15 protein-coding genes and 5 pseudogenes are annotated in these 23,929 nt (G+C 61.2%); 11 read left to right on the top strand and 9 right to left on the bottom strand.

Going from position 1 to position 23,929, the window contains the following annotated elements; all coding sequences use genetic code 11:
* Positions 1 to 5: 5 nt before the first annotated feature.
* The 3 genes from AC0L3B_RS11885 to AC0L3B_RS11875 form a co-directional block, all read right to left on the bottom strand.
* A complete protein-coding gene (locus tag AC0L3B_RS11885) occupies positions 6 to 470 on the bottom strand; it encodes a (2Fe-2S)-binding protein (RefSeq protein ID WP_018454596.1) in 465 nt (154 codons plus the stop codon).
* Between the two features lie 442 nt (positions 471 to 912).
* Positions 913 to 2,817, bottom strand: coding sequence for a sensor histidine kinase (locus AC0L3B_RS11880; protein ID WP_085351773.1), 1,905 nt, complete (start codon positions 2,815 to 2,817; stop codon positions 913 to 915).
* 367 nt (positions 2,818 to 3,184) lie between these two features.
* Positions 3,185 to 3,520: a hypothetical protein gene (locus tag AC0L3B_RS11875; RefSeq protein WP_377828337.1), complete on the bottom strand. Its 336-nt coding sequence runs from the start codon at positions 3,518 to 3,520 to the stop codon at positions 3,185 to 3,187.
* Positions 3,521 to 3,695: 175 nt separating this feature from the next.
* On the opposite strand from AC0L3B_RS11875, the gene AC0L3B_RS11870 reads away from it, so the two are divergent.
* A complete protein-coding gene (locus tag AC0L3B_RS11870; RefSeq protein ID WP_368508787.1) occupies positions 3,696 to 3,959 on the top strand; it encodes a hypothetical protein in 264 nt (87 codons plus the stop codon).
* The gene (locus tag AC0L3B_RS11865; RefSeq protein ID WP_473380495.1) at positions 3,925 to 4,314 is read left to right on the top strand and encodes a hypothetical protein; all 390 of its coding nucleotides are present in this window, start codon (positions 3,925 to 3,927) and stop codon (positions 4,312 to 4,314) included. The genes AC0L3B_RS11870 and AC0L3B_RS11865 overlap by 35 nt, the downstream gene beginning before the upstream one ends.
* 741 nt (positions 4,315 to 5,055) lie before the next feature.
* Here AC0L3B_RS11865 and AC0L3B_RS11860 read toward each other — a convergent pair.
* Both AC0L3B_RS11860 and AC0L3B_RS11855 read right to left on the bottom strand, forming a co-directional pair.
* Positions 5,056 to 6,480, bottom strand: coding sequence for a methyl-accepting chemotaxis protein (locus AC0L3B_RS11860; RefSeq protein ID WP_377828336.1), 1,425 nt, complete (start codon positions 6,478 to 6,480; stop codon positions 5,056 to 5,058).
* Between the two features lie 109 nt (positions 6,481 to 6,589).
* Positions 6,590 to 8,338: a methyl-accepting chemotaxis protein gene (locus AC0L3B_RS11855; protein WP_368508785.1), complete on the bottom strand. Its 1,749-nt coding sequence runs from the start codon at positions 8,336 to 8,338 to the stop codon at positions 6,590 to 6,592.
* Between the two features lie 205 nt (positions 8,339 to 8,543).
* On the opposite strand from AC0L3B_RS11855, the gene AC0L3B_RS11850 reads away from it, so the two are divergent.
* From AC0L3B_RS11850 to AC0L3B_RS11825, 6 genes and pseudogenes are all read left to right on the top strand, one after another.
* Entirely contained in the window at positions 8,544 to 9,290 is a 747-nt protein-coding gene (locus AC0L3B_RS11850; RefSeq protein WP_085361596.1) for a YebC/PmpR family DNA-binding transcriptional regulator, read from the top strand.
* 71 nt (positions 9,291 to 9,361) lie between these two features.
* Positions 9,362 to 9,889 carry a crossover junction endodeoxyribonuclease RuvC gene (gene ruvC / locus AC0L3B_RS11845; protein WP_018454591.1) on the top strand — a complete coding sequence of 176 codons (528 nt, stop codon included), beginning with the start codon at positions 9,362 to 9,364 and terminating at the stop codon, positions 9,887 to 9,889.
* The gene (ruvA, locus tag AC0L3B_RS11840; protein ID WP_018454590.1) at positions 9,886 to 10,503 is read left to right on the top strand and encodes a Holliday junction branch migration protein RuvA; all 618 of its coding nucleotides are present in this window, start codon (positions 9,886 to 9,888) and stop codon (positions 10,501 to 10,503) included. The genes ruvC and ruvA overlap by 4 nt, the downstream gene beginning before the upstream one ends.
* Positions 10,504 to 10,523: 20 nt before the next feature.
* Positions 10,524 to 11,558 (top strand): Holliday junction branch migration DNA helicase RuvB, encoded by a 1,035-nt coding sequence (gene ruvB, locus AC0L3B_RS11835; RefSeq protein ID WP_018454589.1) that lies wholly within the window; start codon positions 10,524 to 10,526, stop codon positions 11,556 to 11,558.
* Positions 11,559 to 11,686: 128 nt separating this feature from the next.
* Positions 11,687 to 12,604 (top strand): metallophosphoesterase, encoded by a 918-nt coding sequence (locus tag AC0L3B_RS11830; protein WP_473380413.1) that lies wholly within the window; start codon positions 11,687 to 11,689, stop codon positions 12,602 to 12,604.
* 69 nt (positions 12,605 to 12,673) lie between these two features.
* Positions 12,674 to 12,754 (top strand): annotated as a pseudogene (locus tag AC0L3B_RS11825) (acyl-CoA thioester hydrolase); the annotation flags it as partial.
* Here the strand turns inward: AC0L3B_RS11825 and AC0L3B_RS11820 are convergent.
* Together AC0L3B_RS11820 and AC0L3B_RS11815 are read right to left on the bottom strand one after the other, a co-directional pair.
* Positions 12,736 to 14,439, bottom strand: coding sequence for a recombinase family protein (locus AC0L3B_RS11820; RefSeq protein WP_085385089.1), 1,704 nt, complete (start codon positions 14,437 to 14,439; stop codon positions 12,736 to 12,738). The pseudogene AC0L3B_RS11825 and the gene AC0L3B_RS11820 sit on opposite strands and share 19 nt — an antisense overlap.
* A 795-nt stretch (positions 14,440 to 15,234) precedes the next feature.
* Positions 15,235 to 15,395 (bottom strand): annotated as a pseudogene (locus AC0L3B_RS11815) (IS256 family transposase); the annotation flags it as partial.
* A 1,406-nt stretch (positions 15,396 to 16,801) separates the two neighbouring features.
* On the opposite strand from AC0L3B_RS11815, the gene AC0L3B_RS11810 reads away from it, so the two are divergent.
* The gene (locus AC0L3B_RS11810; protein WP_007605558.1) at positions 16,802 to 19,906 is read left to right on the top strand and encodes an efflux RND transporter permease subunit; all 3,105 of its coding nucleotides are present in this window, start codon (positions 16,802 to 16,804) and stop codon (positions 19,904 to 19,906) included.
* Between the two features lie 1,374 nt (positions 19,907 to 21,280).
* Here AC0L3B_RS11810 and queD read toward each other — a convergent pair.
* Positions 21,281 to 21,642, bottom strand: a pseudogene (queD, locus tag AC0L3B_RS11805) (6-carboxytetrahydropterin synthase QueD).
* Between the two features lie 754 nt (positions 21,643 to 22,396).
* Here queD and AC0L3B_RS11800 point away from each other — a divergent pair.
* Positions 22,397 to 23,338, top strand: a pseudogene (locus AC0L3B_RS11800) (MATE family efflux transporter); the annotation flags it as partial.
* A gap of 38 nt (positions 23,339 to 23,376) precedes the next feature.
* Here the strand turns inward: AC0L3B_RS11800 and AC0L3B_RS11795 are convergent.
* A pseudogene (locus AC0L3B_RS11795) lies at positions 23,377 to 23,689 on the bottom strand (transposase); the annotation flags it as partial.
* 61 nt (positions 23,690 to 23,750) lie between these two features.
* Here AC0L3B_RS11795 and AC0L3B_RS11790 point away from each other — a divergent pair.
* On the top strand, positions 23,751 to 23,924 hold the full coding sequence (locus AC0L3B_RS11790) for a hypothetical protein (RefSeq protein WP_204513318.1): 174 nt from the start codon (positions 23,751 to 23,753) through the stop codon (positions 23,922 to 23,924).
* The last annotated feature ends 5 nt before the right edge of the window (positions 23,925 to 23,929 follow it).

The following is a 23,929-nucleotide window of genomic DNA, read 5'->3' as shown; positions in this document are numbered from 1 at the left end:
GGACCTCACGACTGACGGCCGGAGGCGGCTTGCTTGATGGCCTCGCGGATGCGCACATAGGTGCCGCAGCGGCAGATGTTGCCGGCCATCGCGGCGTCGATGTCGGAATCGTCAGGGCTGGGCGTTGCCGCCAGCAGTGCCGCGGCCGACATGATCTGGCCGGACTGGCAGTAGCCGCACTGGATCACTTCGGCATCGAGCCAGGCCTTCTGCACCTTTGCGCCCGCTGGCGTGCTGCCGACATGCTCGATCGTGGTGATGGCGCGGTTCGCGACCGCGCTGACCGGCAAGACGCAGGAGCGGACTGCCTTGCCGTCGACGTGCACGGTGCAGGCGCCACACTGCGCAATGCCGCAGCCGAACTTGGTGCCGGTCATCCCAAGGACGTCGCGCAGCACCCACAGCAGCGGCATGTCAGGTGGCGCGTCGAACGATTTCGTTTCGCCGTTGATGGTGAGAACAGTTGCCATATGCATCCCCTTGCTCGCTCGATCGCTTGCGGCGATCTAGTCAGCGAATTTGCGCGCACAATAATCATATCGATGCGAAACGATGAAGCGTCGACATGTCCGGCAATGCATTTTTGCGCAGTGAGCGCGTCAGGCCATGACGTTCACGAAATTGTGCGGCGATCACTGCAGTAATTTTGGGCTAATTGATATGATAATCGTCATTTTCTGACGCATTTTGCTCACAAGCGTCATTGATGGCCACAGATGATCGTGCGAATGCGCAAAATCATGCGATGACGAAACTCGTGCGATTATGGAAGTCGATCGACGGCGCGGACTTCTGACGCCATCAATTGCAGCGACTCATTGTTGTGCCCTCTCCCCTTGTGGGAGAGGGCAGCGACGCTGGTAGACGCAGGCGGGTGAGGGGTCCGTCTCCGCGTACGGGCGCCGTTTTGGATCAAGCGACAAAGGGAAGCCTGATCGTGAACGAGGCACCGCCATGCTCCCGATTGCTCGCTGATATGAACCCGTTGTGTGCTTCGATAATGGTGCGCGCAATGGACAAGCCCATGCCCATGCCTTCCGCTTTACTGCTGTAAAACGGCTCGAAAACCTGTTTCAATTTGTCTTCTGGAATGCCGGGTCCGCGATCTGACACGGATAGCTCGGCGAATTGATCGACGCGCGCAGTCCGGATGCTGATAGTGCGGCTTTCGTGAGACGTGTCCTTCATAGCCTCGACCCCGTTCAGCACAAGGTTCAAAATGACTTGTTGAAGCTGAATGCGGTCGCCGAGGATCGGTAGCGCATCGGGCGTGATCACGTTGACCATTTCGAATTTTCGGCTGACGGTTAGCGCCAAAAGAAATCTGACCGTCTCTTGCACAACCTCATTGAGGTCCAGTTGCTTCAATTCGAACGGCGCCTTTTTTAGGAGGCTGCGCATCCTGCGAATGACCTCGGTGGCACGCCGGTCATCCTGTAGAATATCGTTCACAATTTCCCTGAGTTCAACGACATCGGAAAGTGCAGCGATATCGGGACGCTGCGATTGCAGGATCGCGGCTGCGGTTTCGGCGTTCGTCAGAATAGACCCAAGCGGCTGGTTGATCTCGTGAGCAATCGAGGCGGTCAGTTCGCCAGCGGTCGCGAAGCGATTAACGTGGGCGAGTTCAGTCATGCGCTGTCGCGACTGTACTTCGGCGAATTGACGACGGCGATGCTCACGTAGCAGGATAGCAATAAGCCCGGCTTGTATGAGAAAAACCGCGACGACGGATGCGATCAGCCATAAATACCGTTCCCACACCGATGGCTCGCGGAAGTAGACCGTGCTGCCGGGCGGCAGGTGGCTGTCGCTGATCCCGAACCGCTGCATTTGCCGCCAATCGAACCTTGGCAGCTCGAATTGGCTGGGTGCGACCTTTACGTCGCCAGCTTTTTCACCGTTTAGAATACGGATTGCCGCCGCGGCTGCGATAGTCATGCCCTTCTCAGTCGAATGCATGGAGCCGCCGACAATCGAGCCATCAAAAAATCCGTCAAGATAAGAAAATATGGGAGCATTGGCGGCAGCCGAGAGCCTGTGCAATGCGGCAGCGCCCTCATGTGTAACACCCGCCGCATCAACGCTCATCAGATGCCAGAAGATGGCGCTGTGAGGTGGAAGATGTGCCGCGTCTTTCAGGATATCTTCAAATGACAGCTTGTTATACCATCGTAGTTCAACCCGCCCGCTGAACGGTGCGAGTTCTCGCTCCAATACCCCTTGCCAAAATGTTTCATTGGGCGAAGCCCCATTCACGACGGCGATCACTTTCGTGTCGGGCAACACCTTCAGAATAGTTTCGATGGCGGCAGGAAAATTATGAGCCGCAGCGGCCACGGTGTCATACTCGGTCAGCTTGTCGTATTGGACCCGTCGCGCCTCGACGGAAGTAAACATCATGGGTGTCTTGGGGAAAAGCTGAGCGCGATACCGCTGCACAAACTCGGCAGCTGGCGCACCGAGGGCGACAATGAGGTCGGGAGGTTTGGCCCCGTACAATGCTTGGAGGTAACCGATAAAGGGTGCGAGCGCCTTGTCGTCGTCCACACGGGCGCTTAGCAGCGAGTGGTCCTGAAAGTCGATTGGGACTTTCGATTGCTTGATCATTTGGGGGCGAAGAAACTCAGCGAAATCGGTCCACGGTTTGAAGCGGAGGCCGAATGATTGCAGCATCAAAACGCGCTTGGGCTCAGGATCAGCCGCCCGACCCGGCCCCAGTGTTGCCAGCAACAATGCGACGACCAGCGGGGCGGCGAAGGTCCGCCTGCAAAAGGATCGCCAGGATAGTGAGAACAGGCAAAACCGCATTGCCATCCTAGTCCCCTCGGTCCCGGAGCCTAATGGCACGGCCGAATGTTTAATAGGCCGAAAAACGGCTGTCGGCGGCTTGGCCGGGGAGAGCGATCAGGTCTGGACCCAGCGGCAGCGGACCGCAACGATTCCGGGGACAATGAATTCCAGCCGAAATCTTGGTTTTACTGCACGCGCTAACGGTGGCTGAAAGTTGAAGCTCGGGGTTCGCCCGAGCTTCAACAGGAGCAAGCCATGCGAAGCCCGAAGCCGTTCACCGTCTATCAGCCGGTCCCGGCTAAAGCCCGAAGCCCGCTCTTCGCCGTTCACGCCTATTCGCTCGATCAGGCGCGGACTTGAGCGCGAGGCGATGGAAGTCGCGGTCGACGGGTTAATAGGCGCAAATATAGTTTCCGTAAGCATCGTAGCAACTGCGGCGGTACGCAGCAGTGCCAACGGCAGCCGCGCCTACCGCTGCCGCTCCCACACCGTAGCCCCGATAGCCGTAGCCGCGATAGCCGCCCCGGTAGCCGTAGCCCCGGTAGCCTGCGCCGCGCACCGCAACAGCGCCGCCGCCTCGCGGTCCTCGAACTGCGACCGCGCCGCCGCGATAACCGCCGCCACCCCGATAGGCACCTCCGCCGCGCCGAGCCTCGGCATCATCGGGGATCAAGCAGGCGGTGAGCAAAGCGAAAGCGGCAAGAGAAGCAAGAATGAAGCGGAGCATGACAGAAACCCTTCCATGAATTCCTTAAGCCCCGCTCGCGAGATTGCGGCTCTCTCCGCGCAGGAGCTTGATGTAGATCAATCGAACCCGCCCACTGCGGCGACTACGCTATGTTCTGCCGCACCTGAGAAGGCGATGAGCCTCAGTTGCGCAAGTTCCAAGAGAGAGGTCCGCCATGCATCCGAGCAAGCGTCTTTCGATCAGGTCAGCGACTGTTGCCGGGATTGCTGCCAGCGCCCTGTTGGGCCTTGCAGGTCTCACGCTCAATCCAGGCCCAGCCAATGCGGTCGTGTATTGCCAATACACTGCCTACCCAGCGGGTTGCGTTGCTCGGGCAGGCGTCGTGCTCAGGCCCCGCCCGGTGGCGCGCGCCGCAGTCCGTCATAACGCCGGCGGCAATGCGAATGGTGGCGTCAATCGTGTCGGAGCCAGGCGGTAAAGGCCGGTTTCGCAAGCCAGGAAGAAGCCGCCATCGCTTCGTCCCGGTGGCGGCTTTGCTTTGTCTGGCGGGGATAGGCCACCGTACCGACGGGGCGGCTTTAGGCATGAAACACACTTGGTACGTCACTTTTGAAGTGCCGCTGGATGGCACACTGTCAAGACGGCGACATCCGCGGCTAACCAACACGTTTGAAAGCGAAGCAGCAGCCAAGGATTTTGCGCGAACCAAATTCAACGACGGACTGATCGTCAGTGCAGGGACTGTCATCCCTCACTTTGCGAGAGTGTCGATCCCATCGGCCGAAATCCCAACGTGGCTCGAAGCACCGAACCAAGTTGATCCAGATCAATAACTAGGCCACCGACGCTGGTGACATGCTCTAAGGGGCAGCAACCGGGAGCCTGACCATGAATGAACGTTCGGAGCCGAAACAGGTCTGTCGTCGCAACGCACTAACCTTCCTTGGATGCGCAGGGGTGTTTGGGCTTGTGGTTTCGTCCTCAATTTTGGCGGCCTCAGAGGCTGTTGCTCAAACCACTGCGCCAGCCGCCGCGCCTACCACGCCGCCAGCGGACGCGCCGAAGTCAGGCACAGAACGCCGCCAGGAGCGGCGCAGCGGGCGAACAGAGCGCCGCCAGGAACGCCGCACGGGACGCACAGAGCGGCGCCAAGAGAGGCGTACGGGACGCGACGAGCGACGGGACGCTCGCGACGGCACCCCGGCCGCCACGACGACCACCGAGCAAAAGAAGTAGTCCGTTCATTGCCAAGCACAGCTACCGGGCCGCCCAAGCGTAGGCCCGGAAGGCCGTACAGCGCGCCGCCAGCGCCGTCTACGGAAAGCGGGGCGGGGCTATGGAAATCGGCTTCTCTCGCGAGGGGAGAAGAGGAGGGGTGGAGATTTCGGAATAATAGCAGTATACGCCTGTTTTGCCCGACGGCGCAAGCGCTTCAGAGGCGTCTGGATCGAGGGATTCATCAGGCGCTTAAGCCATTGATTCTGCCCGCCCCGGCTACTGTGCATGGGGTTGTTTTCGAGGTTTCTGATTCAGGGAGACCATGCGCCCCCGCCGCAAGCGCGTCGCGACGACCCTCAGCTCTGCCGAAAGCCCATCCGGAAGGCGCCCCAGTGCTTGCCGCGGATCATGATCGGCGAGGACAGGTCCTTCATCAGCACGAACTGCCCGCCGCCCATGTCGCGGCGATAGGTCTGCAGCAGGAACGGCTTGGTGTTGGCCGCGACCTTCTGCACCGCGCGATCGGTGAACAGGCGGCGGTTGCGGCAATTGGCGTTATTCCAGACCGGGTCCTTGCCCTGCGGCAGGCGGTAGTTCGGGTTGTGCGTCGGCAGATAGCCGCCCTTGGCCCAGGCGACGCAGAACACGATGCGGGGATCGGATTTCTGGATCGGGTCCTGGATCGCGGGCAGCACGCGGTCTGTGAAGTCGACATAGTTGGTGTTGTACTGCTTGGGATCGGTGCCGGGGATTTCCCGATAGTTCTCGTCCATGAACTGGTCGAGCGTGATCTCGCCGCGGCCGATGGCGGCTTCGAACTCGTCCGAGATCCGCTTTGCGGTCTCGACGACAATTCGGATCAGCGGCGCATCCGATGTCTCGACGCCGCTGTCGGCGATCAGCGCAATCAGCCCTTCGGACGTGTCGAGCAGTTTGGTCACGCGTTGATCGGCGTTCTTGAGATCGCGTGAGGAGAGGTCGACGCCCTTGGCGAGCTCGTTGAGCTCGCTGATGACGGTGTCGCAATGTCCGAGGTTGGAGGTTGCCGCGCGCGTGACGCTGCCGATCTCGGCTTCCACGGAGGCGAAGCCCTGCTGGACCCGCGAGATGATGCCGGAGATCCGCTGGGCGCCTTCGCCGGCCGTCTTCGCGCGCTGCGAGGCATCGCTGCTCTCGCCGATCAGACCTTCGATCTGGCCGTCGAGATCGCGCACGGTGTCGGAGATCTGGTGCGTGGCCTGGCGGGTGGCTTCCGCGAGGTTCTTGACCTCGCTTGCGACCACCGCGAAGCCGCGGCCGGCATTGCCGGCGCGTGCCGCCTCGATGGTGGCGTTGAGCGCGAGCAGGTTGGTCTGCTTTGCGATCGCCTCGATCGAGCCGGACACTTTTGCCACTTGTGCCAGCGCGGAGCCGACGGCGCTCAAGCGCGCCTCGATCCGCTCCACCGCTGCAACGAGCTCGGAGATGTGGCTCACCGCGGCATCGACTGCGCCGCGCGACTGCGCGATCTCGCCGACCGCCGCTGACGTGGTCGTTTGCACCGCCTGTGACGCATTGGCGATGTCGTGATTGGCCGACACCATCGTTTCGGCAGTTTCCTGGAGGTGGTGGAAACGTTCCGACTGGTTCGCGACGCGGCTTGCGACTTCCTGGACGTTGCCGGCGATGTCAGCGAGTTCCACGCCGAGTCCGCCGATGCGGTCGGCGAGCTGATCGATCAGCCGTTCGGCAAGCGTTCGGTTGGAGCCAGTGTCCAGTACTGCAAGTTGTACGACGGACATGTCTTGAGAGTCCTCCAGTCAGAGCCGTTCGCCGGCTCTCCGCGGCATTCCCATTCCAATATCGATCTTAGGAGGTGATTCGCGCTTTGGCGTCTTGCCTGAGCGCGCACTAGAGCTTGTAGGCCGTCCTGAATCCGCCCCAGTGCCGGCCTTGCACGCGGATCGGAACGTCGATCTCGCGCATCATCACCGTATTTCCGTTGCCCATGTCGCGTGCATAGCTCTGCACCAGATACGAGCGCAGGTTGCGCGCGGCAGCCAACCCCGCCGGATCGTTGAACATCCGCCGGTTGCGGCTGTTGGCCGTGTTCCAGGCGGCATCACCCGGCCGCTGCGGGTGCGAATAGATCCTGTTGTGCACCGGCAGGAAGCCGTTGCGATCGACCATGGCGCAGAATGCCATGCGCGGGTCCTTCGCCAGAAAGGCTTCCTGGAACGCCGGCAGCGCGCGGTCGGCCCAGTCCAGATATCTGGTGCGGTACTGCTGCGGATTGGTTCCGGCGATTTCGGCATAATCGGTGTCGAAGAGGTCGTCGATCTTCACCTCGCCGCGGGCAACCGCCTGCTCGAAGATCGCGGTCAGCGCGTTACCCGCCTCCATGGCGCGGGTGACAAACTCCGTGTTCTCCTCGTGGATCGACCACAGCCTGTCCTCGATCTTCTCGCGGAGCTCGTCATTGGGACTAACGAATTGCGCGCGGGCACCGGCCTTGGATTGCTCGACCACGCGCAGGCGGCAGGCGCCGACGCCTTCGAGGGTGCCTTCGACCATGGCTTGCGATGCAAGGCGGCCCGCGTCCGCGCCGCCGATCAGCACGCCGTCCATCGCTATCTCGTAGACCGGCAGCACGCCGCGGGCGGTTTTTAGCTTGAGATGGCAGGGCAGCCGCTCGGTCTTGCGGCGGTCATCGTGCTCGCTCTGGCGCAGCAGCACGGCGCAGCGCGATTTCAGTTTCTGTGCGAAGGCGGTCACGGCCTTGCCTGCGCTGGCGACGCTCTCGCCGTGGCTCTCGGCCGCCTTGGTCGCAGCATCGATCTCGGCTGCGCTTTCGCCGACCGAGATGATGAACTGCGACGCGCTGGTCGCGTTGCCGGAGACTTCGCTGGTGGTGGCGTTCTGTTCGGCGACCGCGCCGTTGACGGTCTCGAACACCGGGCGGATGGCCTCAATCGCCTGCGAGATGCGGTGCACCGCATCCGCGGAGCCGGCGGCGTCGCGCTGCAGCGCGTCGATCTTCTTGGTGATTTCCTCCGTCGCGCCCTGGGTCTGCACCGCGAGTGCCTTGACCTCGGTGGCGACGACCGCAAAGCCTCTTCCCGCAGCGCCCGCGCGCGCGGCCTCGATGGTCGAGTTGAGCGCGAGCAGCGTCGTCTGCCGCGCGATCTGTGCGATCAGATTGACCACGTTGCCGATGGCGGCCGAGGATTCGCGCAAGCGATCGACATTGGCGCGGGCTTCCTGTGCCGCGGCGCTGGCCTCGTCGGCGAGCTTGCCGGCCTCGCGAACCTGCGCCCCGATGCCCAGCGCCGACTGGGTGAATTTGTCGGCGGCATGGGCGAAGGTGGAGGCATTCGATTGCGCGGCGTTGGTCCGGCCGGTCAGGGCGTCGGTGCGGTCGCGGATGGCGGCAAGTGTCGTGGCGGTCGCCTCGGCGCCGCCGGCCACCGAATTGGCGGCGCGCTCGAGCTGGCGAATCATGGCGCCCAGTTCGAGTTCCAGCAGTTCCAGGATTTCCTTGGCCGAATCGCTTTCGACGGCCGCGGCAGGCTCGGAATGGGCCGCCGGCTGCGCAGCCTGCGGGGCAGCCGCGGGTGCAGCCATGTCCGGCAGACGCTTCCGAAATAGTCCGAATGCCATCAGGTCTCTCTTGTCGCGGGACGGTCGGAGGCTATTTTCGCAGGCTGGAATGAAATCAGGGTTAACGATGCCTGACATCTAGGCACGGGCCCGTACGGTGTTACCTTAAAGTCGTAGAGCCTCTTTCTTTCCAAGGGGGTGGCGGCCTATAAGGCCGCGCTTCCCACGCTCACCTTGGCGCACGAGTCCCTAGAGAAGATCACGCATGGCCGGACATTCCCAATTCAAGAACATCATGCACCGCAAGGGGCGGCAGGATGCCCAGAAGTCGAAACTGTTCGGCAAGCTGGCACGGGAAATCACCGTCGCGGCCAAGCTGGGGACGCCCGACCCCAACATGAACCCGCGCCTGCGTGCCGCCATCACCGCGGCGCGCCAGGAGAACATGCCGAAGGACAATATCGAGCGCGCCGTCAAGAAGGCGCTCGGCAGCGACAGCGAGAATTATGACGAGATCCGCTACGAGGGTTACGGCCCAGGCGGCGTTGCCGTCATCGTCGAGGCGCTGACCGACAATCGCAACCGCGCGGCTTCCGACATCCGCTCCTTCTTCACCAAGTCCGGCGGCAATCTCGGTGAAACCGGCTCGGTCTCCTTCATGTTCGACCGAACCGGCATCGTCGAATACGACCGCAGCATCGCCTCCGACGATGCGGTGCTGGATGCCGCGATCGAGGCCGGCGCCGACGACGTGATCTCGAGCGAAGGCGGCCACGAGATCTACGCCTCGACCGAAGGCTATCGCGACGTCGCCAAGGCGCTGGAGGCCAAGTTCGGCGAGCCGCGCAAGGCCGCGCTGATCTGGAAGCCGCAGAACACGGTCGCAGTCGACGACGAGACGGGCGAGAAGCTGCTCAAGCTGATGGACCTGCTCAACGAGCACGACGACGTCCAGCACGTCTACGCCAATTTCGAGGTGTCGGACGCGCTGCTGGCGAAGATGGGCGGGTAGGGGGGCACTTCCCCTGTTACTTCCGTTCTGTTTCTGTTTCCCCCACGGCGGCCAGCCGCTATCACTGGCTCATGACGACGCTCCCGATTCGTGGCCCCGTTCGCATCATCGGCATCGACCCTGGCCTGCGCCGCACCGGCTGGGGCGTGATCGAGGCCGAGGGCAACCGCCTGATCTACGTCGCCTGCGGCTCGGTGGAGCCGCCGGACGATTTGCCGCTGGCCAGCCGGCTGCTCGCGATCCATGAGGGGCTGGCCGCCGTCCTGTCCAGTCACAAGCCGATGGAAGCCGCGGTCGAGCAGACTTTCGTCAATAAGGACGGCGTCGCGACGCTGAAGCTCGGCCAGGCCCGCGGCGTCGCCATGCTCGCGCCTGCGATGTTCGGCATCAGTGTTGCCGAATACGCGCCGAACCAGGTGAAGAAGACGGTGGTCGGCGCCGGCCACGCCGACAAGCAGCAGATCGCGATGATGCTCAAGATTTTGCTGCCGAAGGCCGATCCGCCGTCCGCGGACGCCGCCGACGCGCTCGCCATCGCCATCACCCATGCCCATCATCGCCAGAGCACCGCGCTGCGGCTGAAGGTGGCAGGCTTATGATCGGCAAGCTCAAGGGCCTGATCGATTCCTACGGCGAGGATTTCGTCATCCTCGACGTCGGCGGGGTCGGTTATCAGGTGCATTGCTCGACGCGCACGCTGCAGCATCTGCCCTCGCCGGGCGAGGCCGCCGTGCTGTCGATCGAGACCTATGTTCGCGAGGATCAGATCAAGCTGTTCGGCTTCCGCAGCGACCAGGAGCGCGAATGGTTTCGCCTGCTTCAGACCGTGCAGGGCGTCGGCGCCAAGGTCGCGCTCGCTGTGCTCGGCACGCTTGGGCCGTCCGACCTCGCCAACGCGATCGCGTTGCGCGACAAGGCTGCAGTGGCGCGCACGCCGGGTGTCGGCCCCAAAGTCGCAGAGCGCATCGTCACCGAGTTGAAGGACAAGGCGCCGGCCTTTGCCAATGTCGATCCGGCGGTCGTGCACCTCGCCGGCGCCGTCGACGACCAGCGCGCGCCACGGCCCGTGGCGGACGCGATCTCCGCGCTGGTCAATCTCGGCTACGGCCAGCCGCAAGCTGCCGCGGCCATTGCATCTGCATCGCGCAGCGCGGGTGAGAATGCGGAGACCGCGCAGCTCATTCGCCTTGGCCTGAAGGAGCTCGCGAAGTGAGCGATCCTAAGGCCAACCGCATGGTCACGCCCGAGCGCCGCAGCGACGATGTCGGCGACACTGCGCTGCGTCCGCAATCGCTGTCCGACTTCGTCGGCCAGCAGCAGGCGCGCAAGAATCTGTCCATCTTCATCGAGGCGGCGCGCAAGCGCGGCGAGGCGCTGGATCACGTGCTGTTCGTCGGTCCCCCCGGCCTCGGCAAGACCACGCTGGCGCAGATCGTGGCCAAGGAACTCGGCGTCGGCTTTCGCGCGACATCAGGCCCGGTGATCGCCAAGGCCGGCGATCTCGCCGCGCTGCTCACCAATCTCGAAGAGCGCGATGTGCTGTTCATCGACGAGATCCATCGCCTGAGCCCGGCGGTGGAAGAAGTGCTCTATCCCGCGATGGAGGATTTCCAGCTCGACCTCATCATCGGCGAGGGTCCGGCGGCGCGCTCGGTGAAGATCGAGCTGTCGAAATTCACCCTCGTCGGCGCCACTACCCGCGCCGGCCTGCTCACCAATCCCTTGCGCGACCGCTTCGGCATTCCGGTCCGGTTGAATTTCTACACCATCGAGGAGCTGGAAAGCATTGTCACCCGTGGTGCCCGCGTGCTCAACGTCGGCATGAGCGCGGATGGCGCCAACGAGATCGCGCGACGCGCGCGTGGCACGCCGCGTATCGCCGGCCGGCTGCTGCGCCGCGTGCGCGATTTTGCTTCGGCGGCCGATGCCGACAGGATCGATCGCAAGATTGCCGACCACGCGCTGAGCGCGCTCGAGGTCGATGCCGCCGGCCTCGACGCGATGGACCGCCGTTACCTCACGACCATCGCGCAGAACTATGGCGGCGGCCCGGTCGGCGTCGAGACGATGGCCGCCGCTCTGTCGGAGCCGCGCGATGCGATCGAAGACATCATCGAGCCCTATCTGATCCAGTGCGGCTATCTGCAGCGCACTCCGCGCGGCCGCCTGCTCACCTCGCACGCCTTTCGCCATCTCGGCATCAGCGAGCCATCGCGCGATGCGGCGGCACAGTTCGGCCTGTTCGGCACCGACGAGAGCGACGACTGATCTGCGCAAGTACGGACGGTCGGGCCGTCATGAATTTCCGGTGATTTCGTGCAGAGGGTCTGCACAAAAGCACCCCATTTCCGCTTCAATAGGGTCGCATCAACAAGCTGCATCACGATCAGGCTGCCATGATCACGCGCCGTCACCTCATCCGTTCCATCGGCGGACTGTCCGCCCTCGGCGCATCGACCGCGGCCTATGGCGTCGGCGTCGAGCCGGTGCTGCGGCTTCGCGTCACCCGCTATCATCCAACCCCGCGGCAATGGCCGGCGGTTTCCCCGCTGAAGATCGCCGGGATCGCCGACATCCATGCCTGCGATCCCTGGATGTCGCTGGAGCGGATCGAAGCCATCGTCGATCGCACCAATGCGCTGAATGCGGATATCATCGTGCTGCTCGGCGACTATGTTGCCGGTCTGCACCAGGTCACGCGCATCATTCCGGCGAGCGAATGGGCCAAGGTGCTGGCCGGCCTGAAAGCGCCGCTCGGCGTCCATGCCGTCATGGGCAACCATGACTATTGGGCGGACAGGATCGTCCAGCAGGCTGGACACGGGCCGACGGTCGCGCATCGCGCGCTGGAGACGGCCGGCATTCCCGTCTACGAGAACGACGTCGTGCGGCTCGCCAAGGATGGCCGTGCATTCTGGCTCGCCGGCCTTGGCGATCAACTCGCCTTTCTGCCGGCGCGACGCTTCCGGAGCACGGGACGCTTCGGCGCCGACGATCTCGACGCGACGCTTGCCAAGGTCACCGACGACGCGCCGATCATCCTGCTCGCGCATGAGCCCAATATCGCGCCGCGCGTGCCCGCCCGCATCGCGCTGCAACTGTCCGGCCACACTCATGGCGGCCAGGTCCGCCTGCTCGGTTGGTCGCCGGCGGTTCCGCCACAGCACGGCCTCCGGCTCGCCTATGGCCATGTCCGGCTCAAATGCGACGTCATCATCTCCGGCGGCCTCGGTTGCAGCATCATGCCGCTCCGCGTCGGCGTGCCGCCGGAGATCGTCGAGGTGACGCTGGGGCGTGGGCCGGCGGTGGTCTAGCCGCGCTTGCGCAGCCGGCCGTTTTTGCGCAAAACGGGCTGGTTACCGAAAAGCGAAGAGGCTCGCGACGTGACAGCTCATCTCGACGGCGAGATCCGCGACGGCCGCCACCATATGCAGGTCCGCGTCTATTACGAGGACACGGATTTCCCTGACTTGCCATTGTCGTAGTATGCAAACGTGCTGATCTCTCGCTCCTTGCTGCGGTTTTCGCGAAAAAGGTTCCTTCCGTAAAGCGCGGAGCTGTTCAGGTAGGGCGTATATTCGTAGGGCATCCGCTTGCGAACCGGATGCACTACTATGCATTCAATCAAGTTGCGGAAGGCAATGCGAGTTTCGATCGCCTTCGGATTGGTTTTGAGCGCGGTGATAAGCCTTCTAACCTCCGAGGAGTATCGGTCACTGAATTTCGGGCGATCGAAGCCAACTATATTTTCGCCGCCACCGCCCAGCAGCCGCAAGCGCTCTTCAACGCTTTCCCGCTCCAGGTCGCACTCATCGATCCGCTTGAGCAATTCGTCCGGCTTGCGGCGGCTATTTGCGATGGCATAAGAGAGGCGTTCGATCTCGGTAGTCAATACGCGGCGTCGACGCTCTAGCTTATTGTGTTCGCTGCCATTGTTCCGATCGTTTTTGCGCTCCTCCTTCCAAGTACGCATCGCCTCTTCAATGGCTTTCGGCGAAAGCAATTTCACCTGGATTTTTTCGGAGGCATCCTCGAGCAGAACGTCCATATCAAAGCTACGGGTGTGCTCGCAGGTGCCCCGCTGATGCGCGCTCGCGCATGCCGCGCGCGGCGCACCGTTACGCGAGGATTGAGCGATTCGCATATGGCCATTGCAGACGCCACACCGGAGCACACCGGCAAGCGGGTGCTCATTGTTGCGCGGACTCACGGCGCGACGCCGCGGCTGGCCAGTCGGTCCGAACATAGATACCGCGCGCACCCTACGAACCTTCTGCGCCAGATCCCAGAGCCCTTGCGGAACGATCCGCAGCTCTGGCTTTTTGACGATAATGTGGCGTTCTGCTGGATTGCGGCGCTTCTGTTTCTTCTGCGTCTCTGGGTTAAGAATTGTCGAGCGAACGTTCCAATGTATCTCGCCGATGTATAGTTCGTTGCCGATAATGCCGCGACCATGCCGACCGCCTGTGATGCACTGATGGTTCCAGGTGGTGCGACCCGCCTTGTTCTTGTGACGAGTTGCCCCTGGTGAGGGCACGCCTTCGCGGGTGAGGTCAGCGGCGATAGTTCGGGTCGAGCGGCCCGCTGCATATTCTTTGAAGATGCGGAGCACAATCTTTGCTTCGTTCTCATCGATTACGCGCTCGCCGGGCGCGCCCGGCCTCGGCCGATAACCATAGGCGTATGAGCCCGGAATTCTTCCGTTCGCAACAGCGTTGTCATGGCCGCGCCGAACCTTTTCGGCGAGCTGCGGCTTGTAAATCGTGTTGTACAGACTTGCGATGCTAATGTCAGTGGCGGTCGCGTAGACTCCTTTCTGATCCATCAACTCAACGCCGTTGAACTCGAAAACCTGCTTGAGACGCTGGATGGTTGCGGGATCGCGCGACAAGCGGTCGAAATGCTCAACGACGACTACGTCAAACTGCTGGCTTCGCACACCGTTGAGCAAGCGCTGATAGCCGTCCCGCGCACCTTCGGTAAGACCAGATTTTGCGGCATCCACAAACTCGCCGACGACATCGAGGTTGTTGCGCAATGCGACCTTGCGGCAGAGTAACAGCTGACCGTCAATCGAGCTCGCCTTTTGCATGTCGCTCGAATAGCGCGCGTATATTACGGCCGTTTTCTTCGATGACGGTGTCGTCATGCCGGTCCTCTATCGGCTGCCCCGAGCCATGATTTTCATCCCGTGCGATCTGACGTCCGATGGCGCGCGCCAACTCAAACCAGATTTCCTCATTGTCCGGATTATCCCAGCTCTGAGGATGGGAGGGGGCAAGCGGTCGAATGGTCGCTCGTTGTCTTCGGAAAGATCGGATGCGGGTAGGCATTTGCAAACTCGCGAGCGGAAGCTAGCGTAAATTTCCGCGCTGCGCTACGGCCAAGCCGCAGCGATTACTCGCAACGCGTCCCTCATGCTGGCTTCGGCAGCGTCGAATGAAAATGAAATTCGTCAAGTGCCGCAGCGTGCGTGAGGGCATTCCTGGCGATGAGGCGCGTAGTCCAGAGCAGAAATGCTAAGCAAAGCAGAGTAAAAATACTTGCGGGTGGCGGCGGCGTAAGTTTGTTATCGGGTGCGGGTGCGGGTGCGGGTGCGGGTGCGGGTGCGGGTGCGGGTGCGGGTGCGGGTGCGGGTGCGGGTGCCCGGTGCGTAGGAGCCGTCCTCGGTTCCCCACAGATTGTAGTGGCTGCCGCAGAGCCCCGGCGAACTGTAACGTTCAGCCCAGACGCGGTGGTCCGAGCCCAAGGAGCCTTCGATGATTGGGTCTTTTCTTATTCCGCTTGTTCGATCGCTCTTGCGTCGAGGCTCCAAGAGCTAGCAATCGCGTCTTCGTGAGCTCCGCAGTAAGGCGCGAAAAGCACTGTCAGAAATACTCGTGTTCCTCAGCATGCTGTAACTGGCGCTCGGGCAACCGGTTCGCCGGCAAGAGGGCCGGGCCGCTCAGCTGGCGGCCGGAAGGCTGACGCTCGAATCATCGCTCAAAGGCGCGATGGTTTTCAGCGTCATGTAACGGGCGCGCTGGACGGCCCATTGTCGTTCTGTTCGAGCAGGACCGCTCCAATGAGGCGAACCATGGCCTTCTCCTTGGGGAACATGCCGACATATGTCCAAACCGGTTCACAGCCCTGCTGCACCACATCGAGAAAGACGCTCTGCTTCGGGCGTTTGGACGACAAAAGCCCGCAGGCCGGCGCGGAGGTCGATGGGATAAGGGAGGCAAAGTACGAAGAGGGGCTCACGGACCAATCCGCGATCTCTGCGCACGGGTCCACACTGTCCCTACCGGCTACAGCCGGTGCGGCGCGTCTACATCCCCAAGCCGACGGGGTAGGCGGCCTCTCGGTGTGCCGGCCGCTAGAGGACAAGATCGTCCAAAGCGCGGTGGCCGAGGTGTTGAGCGCCGCCTATGAGGTCGAATTCCTCGGGTTCTCCTACGGCTTCCGGCCGGGGCGGAATCCTCAGATGGAGCTTGATGCCCTGCATCCGGCTATCATGACATATCCAGTGTCTTCGATTCGGTCGACCACGAGTGGCTGCTGCGGATGGTGGCGCACAGGATTGCCGATCCTCGTATCCTGCAGCTCATCGAGCTGCGGCTGCGAGCTGGCGTTCTTGAGAGCGGCGAGAAGCAAGACACACACCGCAAAGGGCAGGATCAGTGCGCTCCTTTCCAACATCTTCCTGCATTACCTCCTCGATCGCTGGGTCGACCACTGGAGCGGTCGCCATGCACGCGGTCGCGTTGTGACCGTGCGCTTTGCGCACGACTTCGTCATCGGCTTCGAGAGCAAGGCAGATGCCCAGGAAATGCTCTTGGCCCTCAAGGCGCGACTGGCCGGCGCTCCATGCGGACAAAACCCGGTTGATCGAGTTTGGCGCGGTTCGCGGCCCTCCCGCGTCAGCCGCGCAGCGAGCGGTGGCCGAGACCTTCGCCTTCCTGGGGTTCACTTACTTTGCGGGCGGACCCGAGATGGCCGGTTCATCGTGAAGCACAAGACCGAAGGAAAACGCCTGTGCTCTCGAACAACATCACAAGTCTCGCGCGGCTCATGCGGGCGCCGCTCGTCGACAAACGTTGGTATAGGTTATGCAACCCGTTCTATATCCCCCGCTTACCTCTGTAGAGTTGAGCTGCCCGTCGGCTTGTCTGTAGTTTCAGCGTCGAAGCTGGATCGTCCGAAGGGTGGGGCGGCGCGAAATCCTAAGCTGAGTTGATAAGTGTTGGAGGTCCATCAGCACATTGTGTGCTTCCTCCAGAAGCAAGACCCAGTGATCTTGGACATCGGCTGCTACGACGGAGCTGACTCTTTACATTGTCTGCGGCTTTGCCCAGAGGCTCAGCTCTACTGGTTCGAGCCGGACCCCCCGGGGCGGTTGCTAGCTTAAGAGAAACATGGGGCTCTACCCTGAGAAGGTGCCCCCTAGCCACAGTCGCCGCGTTGATGACTGTTGCTGTAGCCTGGCTTACTGGCGAATTTCCGTCAGTCTATTGAATGCGAGCATCGCGATGGCATTTACCGAGCTCTTCATCAAACGTCCGATATTGTCTATCGTCGTCAGTCTCCTGATCCTGCTGACCGGCATTGGTGCGGCCACCGTTTTGCCAATCCGGCAGTATCCTAAGCTGACCAACACGGTCGTCAATATCACAACCTCTTATCCTGGCGCCTCCGCCGACATGATCCAGGGGTTCATCACCACGCCCCTTGAGCAAGCGCTCGCTTCGGCCGAAGGCGTTGATTACATTACGTCCTCCTCGGTGCTCGGTGCCTCGACGATCCAGGTCTATATCAAGCTCAATTTCGAGCCCAACGAGGCGCTCACTGAAGTGCTCTCCAAGGTCAACTCGGTCAAATATTTAATCCCTAAGGAATCGAACGATCCGGTCGTCACCAAATCTGCCGGTCAGACTACAGCTGTCATGTATATCGCCTTCTCCAGCGAAGAACTGACGGCCAGCGCGATCTCCGACTATCTCTCGCGCGTGGTGCAACCGATTATGTCAACTGTAGACGGCGTCGCAGCGGCAGACATCCTCGGCGGCCAGAGTTTTGCGATGCGGTTATGGCTCGATCCCGCGAGAATGGCGGGCCACGGCGTGTCGCCAGCTGATGTTTCGGCTGCAATCGCGGCCAACAACTTCCAGGCTGCGGCCGGCCAGACTAAGGGCTATTTCACTCTCTCCGACGTCACGGTCAACACTGATCTGCGGAGTGTTGATGACTTCAAGCGCATGATCGTCAAAGCCAACGACGGCGGCTTTGTGCGCATGGAGGACATCGCGACAGTCGAGCTTGCGGCGCAGAGCACAAACGCCAGCGTCGCGATGAACGGCGAACACGCGATCTTCGTCGCCGTGCAGGCGAGCCCAGAAGGTAATCCACTGAACATAGCGCGAGGCGTTCGGGCACTGCTTCCAGAAATGAAGCGCAGCCTGCCGCCATCGCTGAAGATGGAAGTGGCCTACGACTCCACCAAGTTCATCCAATCATCGGTAGACGAGGTGGAGAAGACGCTCCTTGAGGCGGTCGCGATCGTGGTGTTGGTGATCTTCCTGTTCCTGGCCTCCCTGCGGTCTGTCATCATTCCGGTCGTCACCATTCCGCTGTCCATTATTGGCGTCTGCGGTATGATGCTGGCGCTGGGGTTCTCATTCAATCTGCTGACCCTCCTTGCGATGGTGCTTGCGATCGGTCTTGTGGTTGATGACGCAATTGTCGTGGTGGAGAACGTTCATCGCCATATGGAAGAAGGTGCGTCGCCCGCGCAGGCCGCTACGAACGGCGCGGGCGAGATCGTCGGCCCCGTCCTCTCCATGACGATTACGTTGGCCGCCGTGTACGCGCCCATCGGCTTTCTCGGCGGCCTCACCGGCGCGCTGTTCCGCGAATTCGCGTTTACACTGGCGGGTTCGGTGATCGTGTCGGGCGTGATCGCGTTGACGCTGTCGCCCATGATGTGCGCGGTCTTCCTGAAGAGCGCTGAAGAGGGGCGGTTTGCAAAGTTTGTGAATCGTGTGTTCAGCGCTATGACGCGCTGGTACGGCCGCAAGCTCGACCGCTCGCTCGACTATCGCCCGATTACCGGGCTGTTTGCGCTGACCATGCTGGGCCTCGTCGCCTTTCTGTATATGCACACTTCCAAGGAACTCGCACCCGAGGAGGATCAGGGCATCGTATTCGCACTGACAAAAGCGCCGAAATACGCCAATATTGATTACCTGGATTATTACGGCGCCAAGCTCGACAAGGCACTCCAGAAGTTTCCCGAGACGGATTTTCGCTTCGTGCTCAACGGCATCAGCGGTCCGCAGGGCGGCATGGCCGGGATGTTGCTTAAGCCCTGGGCCGAGCGCAAGCGCTCATCGATCGCGCTGAAATCGCTGGTCCAGGCCGAGCTGTCCAAACTGGAAGGCATCAACGCATTTGCCTTTAGCTTGCCGCCGCTTCCGGGCGGTTCCGGCGGCTTACCAGTGCAGATGGTGATCAAGTCGACGCTCGGTTTCCAGTACATCTACGAGCAGATGTCGGAGCTGAAGGATGCCGCGCGCAAGAGCGGTCTGTTCATGGTCAGCGACTCTGACCTTGAGTTCAACCAGCCGGGGGTGCGAATCAAGGTCGATCGATCCAAGGCGAGCGACCTTGGCATCACCATGCAGAACGTCGGTAGCGCGCTCGCGACCCTCCTTGGCGGAAACTACGTCAATCGCTTCAACCTGCAGGGCCGCTCCTACGAAGTGATCCCGCAGGTGCCGCGCGAGAAACGCCTGACGCCGGAATCACTTGGGAGCTATTATGTCAAGACAGCGGCGGGCTCGATGCTGCCGCTATCGACCGTGGTCTCCATCGAGACTGCGACCAATCCGAACGCACTCACCCACTACAACCAGCTCAACTCCGCGACCTTCCAAGCCGTACCGATGCCCGGAGTCACGATCGGTCAGGCTGTGGACTTCCTCGACGTCGAGGCAATGAAACTGCCCGCAGAGTTCAGCCACGACTTCCTCGGGGACGCCCGTCAATATGTGCAGGAGGGTAACAAACTAGTCATCACCTTTGCGTTTGCACTCATCGTCATTTTCTTGGTGCTCGCGGCGCAGTTCGAAAGTCTGCGCGATCCCCTCATCATCATGTTCAGCGTTCCCATGGCAATCGCCGGCGCCTTAATCCCGCTATTCTTTGGCTTGGCGACGATGAACATCTACACCCAAATCGGACTGTTGACATTGGCTGGGCTGATATCCAAGCACGGTATTCTGATGGTCCAGTTCGCCAATCAGCTGCAGCTCAAGGAGAGACTCGATTCCCGCTCGGCCATCGAGATGGCGGCGCGCGTCCGCCTCCGCCCAATCTTGATGACCACCGCGGCGATGGTCACGGGCCTCTTACCTTTGTTGACCGCAACGGGTGCTGGCGCCGCGAGCCGCTTCTCGATCGGGCTCGTGGTCGTCGCGGGCATGTCCATCGGCACGCTGTTCACGCTTTTCGTGCTGCCGGCGCTCTATGTCGCGATCGCGTCGGATCACCGCGCCGACGCGAGTTCCGATCACGTCCAGAACGCCGCCGAGCTCACCTTCATCGGAGCATCCGATGCCCACCTGGCCAAGCGATGATCCTAACGATCAACTCGGGTTTGCTCGATCGCGCCGCTAGCGTAGCGGCGCTGCTCGCCGACCGCGGTAACTTGATCGCACTGGGTGCCTGCAATTCATGGCGGCGGACAGGAAGGATGATCCGCGGCTGCTGCGCTTCGTCTCGATCTACTGCTTGCCCGAGGTGAAGGACTACATCGCGACCAAATACGGCCGCTTCATTGTGCAGATGTGGTGAGCGACGGATGCCTGGGAGGGTTTCACGGTCCCTTGCGCGTCCGGAGCTTCAAGCCGGTGGTGCGAAGCTTGGGGGGAATCATGTGTTCGGCGAAGAGCGCGTCACGGATCCGTTTCTGCTCCGACAGGCGGATGCTGTTGTTACCTGACCGAGCAGGCCACCGCCACGTGATTTGCCGGACATCACGGCAGCATAACTCGCAAGATTGACGTCGCCCGGGACAGGGACAGAATCCATGTTCCCCGAATGGGTGGTGTACCCATTTTTCAATTGGTTCTTGGTGGAGAATTATTCACTTCCTGACCGCGCTGCAATTGCTGTCTGAAAAGAGACCGCTGATGTGCTGCAGGCTTAGATAGTTGCCAAGAAATTCAGTCCCCGCCAATTTTGGGCGCGAAACGAGCCGGCCAAGACGCGATAGTCCGGCGATTACGCGAGCGCGGCCGCCATTTCGGCTAAGGTTTGGGGATCGGAGGTTCCCGGGATGAACCCCCGGTCGGTGCGGGCCTGACTGCACTCTATCGGATGCGGCGGGGCGAGGCATCGGTTCCTGTGGACAGCTGTTCGCCCGGTTTACGTCCGCAGCTATTGGTTGGGTGGAAATAACCAGTCGGCCAAGGGATGCATCCGTGACCAGTCAGCGCGGACGCTCGAGTCCGGCACCTCGCCAGCGTCAATTGAGGCTTCGCCCGTCGAAGCGTCGAACGGGGGGTATTGACGGCGATGTCTATGGCACGCTCGCGCACATGCGGGCTTGCGCGATCTTGCATCCACCCGTGCTCCTCGCATTGGCGGCTAGCGCCGACCTGCTGCAGCACCAAGTCGCCCAGCCGCAGCGTCCTGGATGGCGGGTCGTCTCGCCGGTACAATCAGCATCGAATTCGCTCCTGAGGACGAATCCCTCAGATCGTTCCGCGGTTAGCACAACGCGGGATTCCGAATCGTTTGGCCGGAAGCCTTTCGAATGCGGTCACGTGATGGGTGTCCTCATAGCCAAACCGGGCGCTCCGGTCGGATCCAAGGGCTCTTCTGTGAGCGCGGAAATCTGGCCGCGGGCGTGGCGGATGAAGAGCCGAATCGCAGATCGAGCAAGTCCGCTTCTGAGCCGAAGAACGACAGGCGCGCCGCATCGACACAGTCCCAAATGAGCGCCGAATTCAGCGATCGGGCCCGTCATATTCCGCCCAACTATCCGTCGTCTCGTACACCCTCACGCTCGAGAGTTGGGCGAGGCGCGGTTTCGCGTGCTCCCAGATCCAGATGGCGATATTTTCCGCCGTCGGATTTCCAGTCCCGGGACGTCGTTCAGGCAATGGTGATCGAGCTTCTTTATAAGAAGGCCAAACGCTTCCTCCAAGTTCAAGAAATCCATTACGAATCCGGTGTGCGGATCGACGGCCCCGTTCAGCACGACCTCGACGCGATAGGAATGACCATGCACCCGATGACAGCGATGTGTCTGCGGGACGTTTGGAAGTCGGTGCGCTGCCTCGAACTTAAATGCTTGGGATATCTTCATGTGATGCCGAGTGTTTGTGGGACTGCACGCTAAGCCGCCATTTCGGCTGAGCCAGACAGTACGCGATAGCCCGCCGCTCGACGGCGTCAGGGTGGTCTTTCGATCGAAGCAGAAATTGTCCAAGCCACGCTCATCGAACCGGTCTGGCAGGCTGCCGGTTGCGGCCATACGAATTTTCAGTTCGTGTCCGCGAGTGACGGCCAGCGCGGCGCGATTTACTGACGCAAATCAAGTCACCACGCTGGCCGGGGCCGGCAGCCTGCCGTTCGTCTCGATCGCGCTGAGGAACCCGATATCGTGTACAGATTGCAGGACATCATCGAACCACCACAGTGGTTCTGAGCACGTTCATTGCTTGTGCCATGCAGATGATGGAGCGTCTACTACAAGATCCGGTAGATGCCAAAACCAACTTGAGGCTCTAGGGTCTGGCCGCGTTTCCCCGCCGATCATCATCCCGAGAAGTGAACGCAACCGGCACGATGCTCAACCAAAGGGCGGAACGGCACAATATGACTAGCAGAACCTGGGGGCGACCCTTGAACACCTCAGTCAGTATTCGCTACAACTGACGGGAGGCGTATGCCCAGGCAAAAATCAGCTTTGAAAACGTCAACCTATCCAGGCGATCACGGCTTGCCAGAGCAGATCCGGAGAGGATTGCGCTGAGTACGCCATCGTCGAATTTGGAAAAGTTCACTTGTCCGTGAATGGACCGAATACAGAATTCGCCCTCGACAGCAAGCGCAATGTGATGCCAAAGAAAAAACAGCACGTCGATCTATCGGACCAGAATCTCTTGAGTCTTATCCTGCGGCTCGCCATTCCGTCTGTTGTTGGATTATCGATCCATGCGCTGCAGCAGGTCGTCAATGCGATCTTTGTTGGCGCCCTAGGCGCGCAGGCGATCGCAGCTGTTAGCATGACCTTGCCGATCGTGGTCCTGCTCGCCGCAGCCGGACAGGGGATCGGTGTTGGAGCAGCGTCGTTCATATCTCGTCATCTGGGCGCTCGTGAGTACCTAGAAGCGAGTCGAGGCGCAAGCACGGCACTCGCGCTGGCCGCTCCGATCGGTATCATAGTCACCCTCACTCTGCTTCCAAATCTGCCAGGGATATTTGCAACGCTCGGAGCAACCCCAACCATCATGCCCGTGGCGCTCGACTACGCGGGAACGGTTTTGTTGGGGTACACCCCGATGCTACTAAATACCGTCAGCGGGTTCATTGTAAGAGCCGAAGGCTATACACGATTTAGCATGTGGGTGATGATGACCGCGTTTATCCTGAACGCTGTGCTTGATCCCGTCTTCATATTTTCACTTGACCTTGGCGTGCGAGGCGCAGCCCTCGCAACGCTGGTGTCTCAGATCTCTGCTGTCGGACTGTATATCGTGTATTTTACGAAGCTTGGCGGGACGGTTCTCGTCAGGATATCTCACATATCATTGCGAGCAGATCGCATCAGACAGCTCGCGTTGGTAGGCGCGCCGGCGACAATGACGAGTATCTTATCTGCTCTTGCCGTTATGCTCTTGTACGGAGCTGCTGCGCCGTTCGGCGACGATTCCATCGCCGCGGTTGGAATAGCTGTGCGCATCTTGATAGTCGGCGCACTGCCTATCACCGGGTTCTGTATTGGCGCTCAAGCTATCCTGGGTTTCGGTTGGGGCGCACGCGACTATGCTCATATATTGAGGGCTGCGAAGTTCATGCTCTTCGTGACGATCGCATTCTCGGTGCTGTATTCTGCTGCCTTGCGGAGCAGATGCTTGAGTTTGGCACGACTTGTTCGATGGGGTTCAGGTCGGGTGAGTATTTTGGCAGGAAGAGGAGCTTTGCTCCGGCGAAGCGGATGAGCTGACGCACGGCTTTGCTTTTGTGGCTGCCGAGATTGTCCGGGACGACGATGTCGCCGGGCCGAAGGGTCGGCAGGAGAACCTTCTCCACATAGATCCGGAAGCTCACGCCATGATTAGTCCCTCGATGAACCATCGCGCATCGATCCGGTCATGGCGCAGGGCCGCCAGAAAGGTAATGGTTTTCCAACCCATCTGGCCCCGAGCAACGCTGCCGGTCTCATCGACCCGCTTCATCCAGCCGATCGCCGTGCTGATCGCCACTCCAAAACTGCTTGGCGGCCCGATTGCGCGCCCTAACGGCCAAATTAAGGGCGTCAGCTCTTACGGCATTGATATCGGCCAGAGGCTGGAAGTCGAAGCGCCCCAAGGCAGTGGCAATGTGGTCGGCCGTGAAGCGGGGGTGATCTCAATCGAGAACTGACTGTC

Source organism: Bradyrhizobium sp. Kon56 (assembly GCF_055807635.1).
Note: the sequence above shows the minus strand (reverse complement) of the source record. Positions and strands in the feature narration are given on the sequence as shown.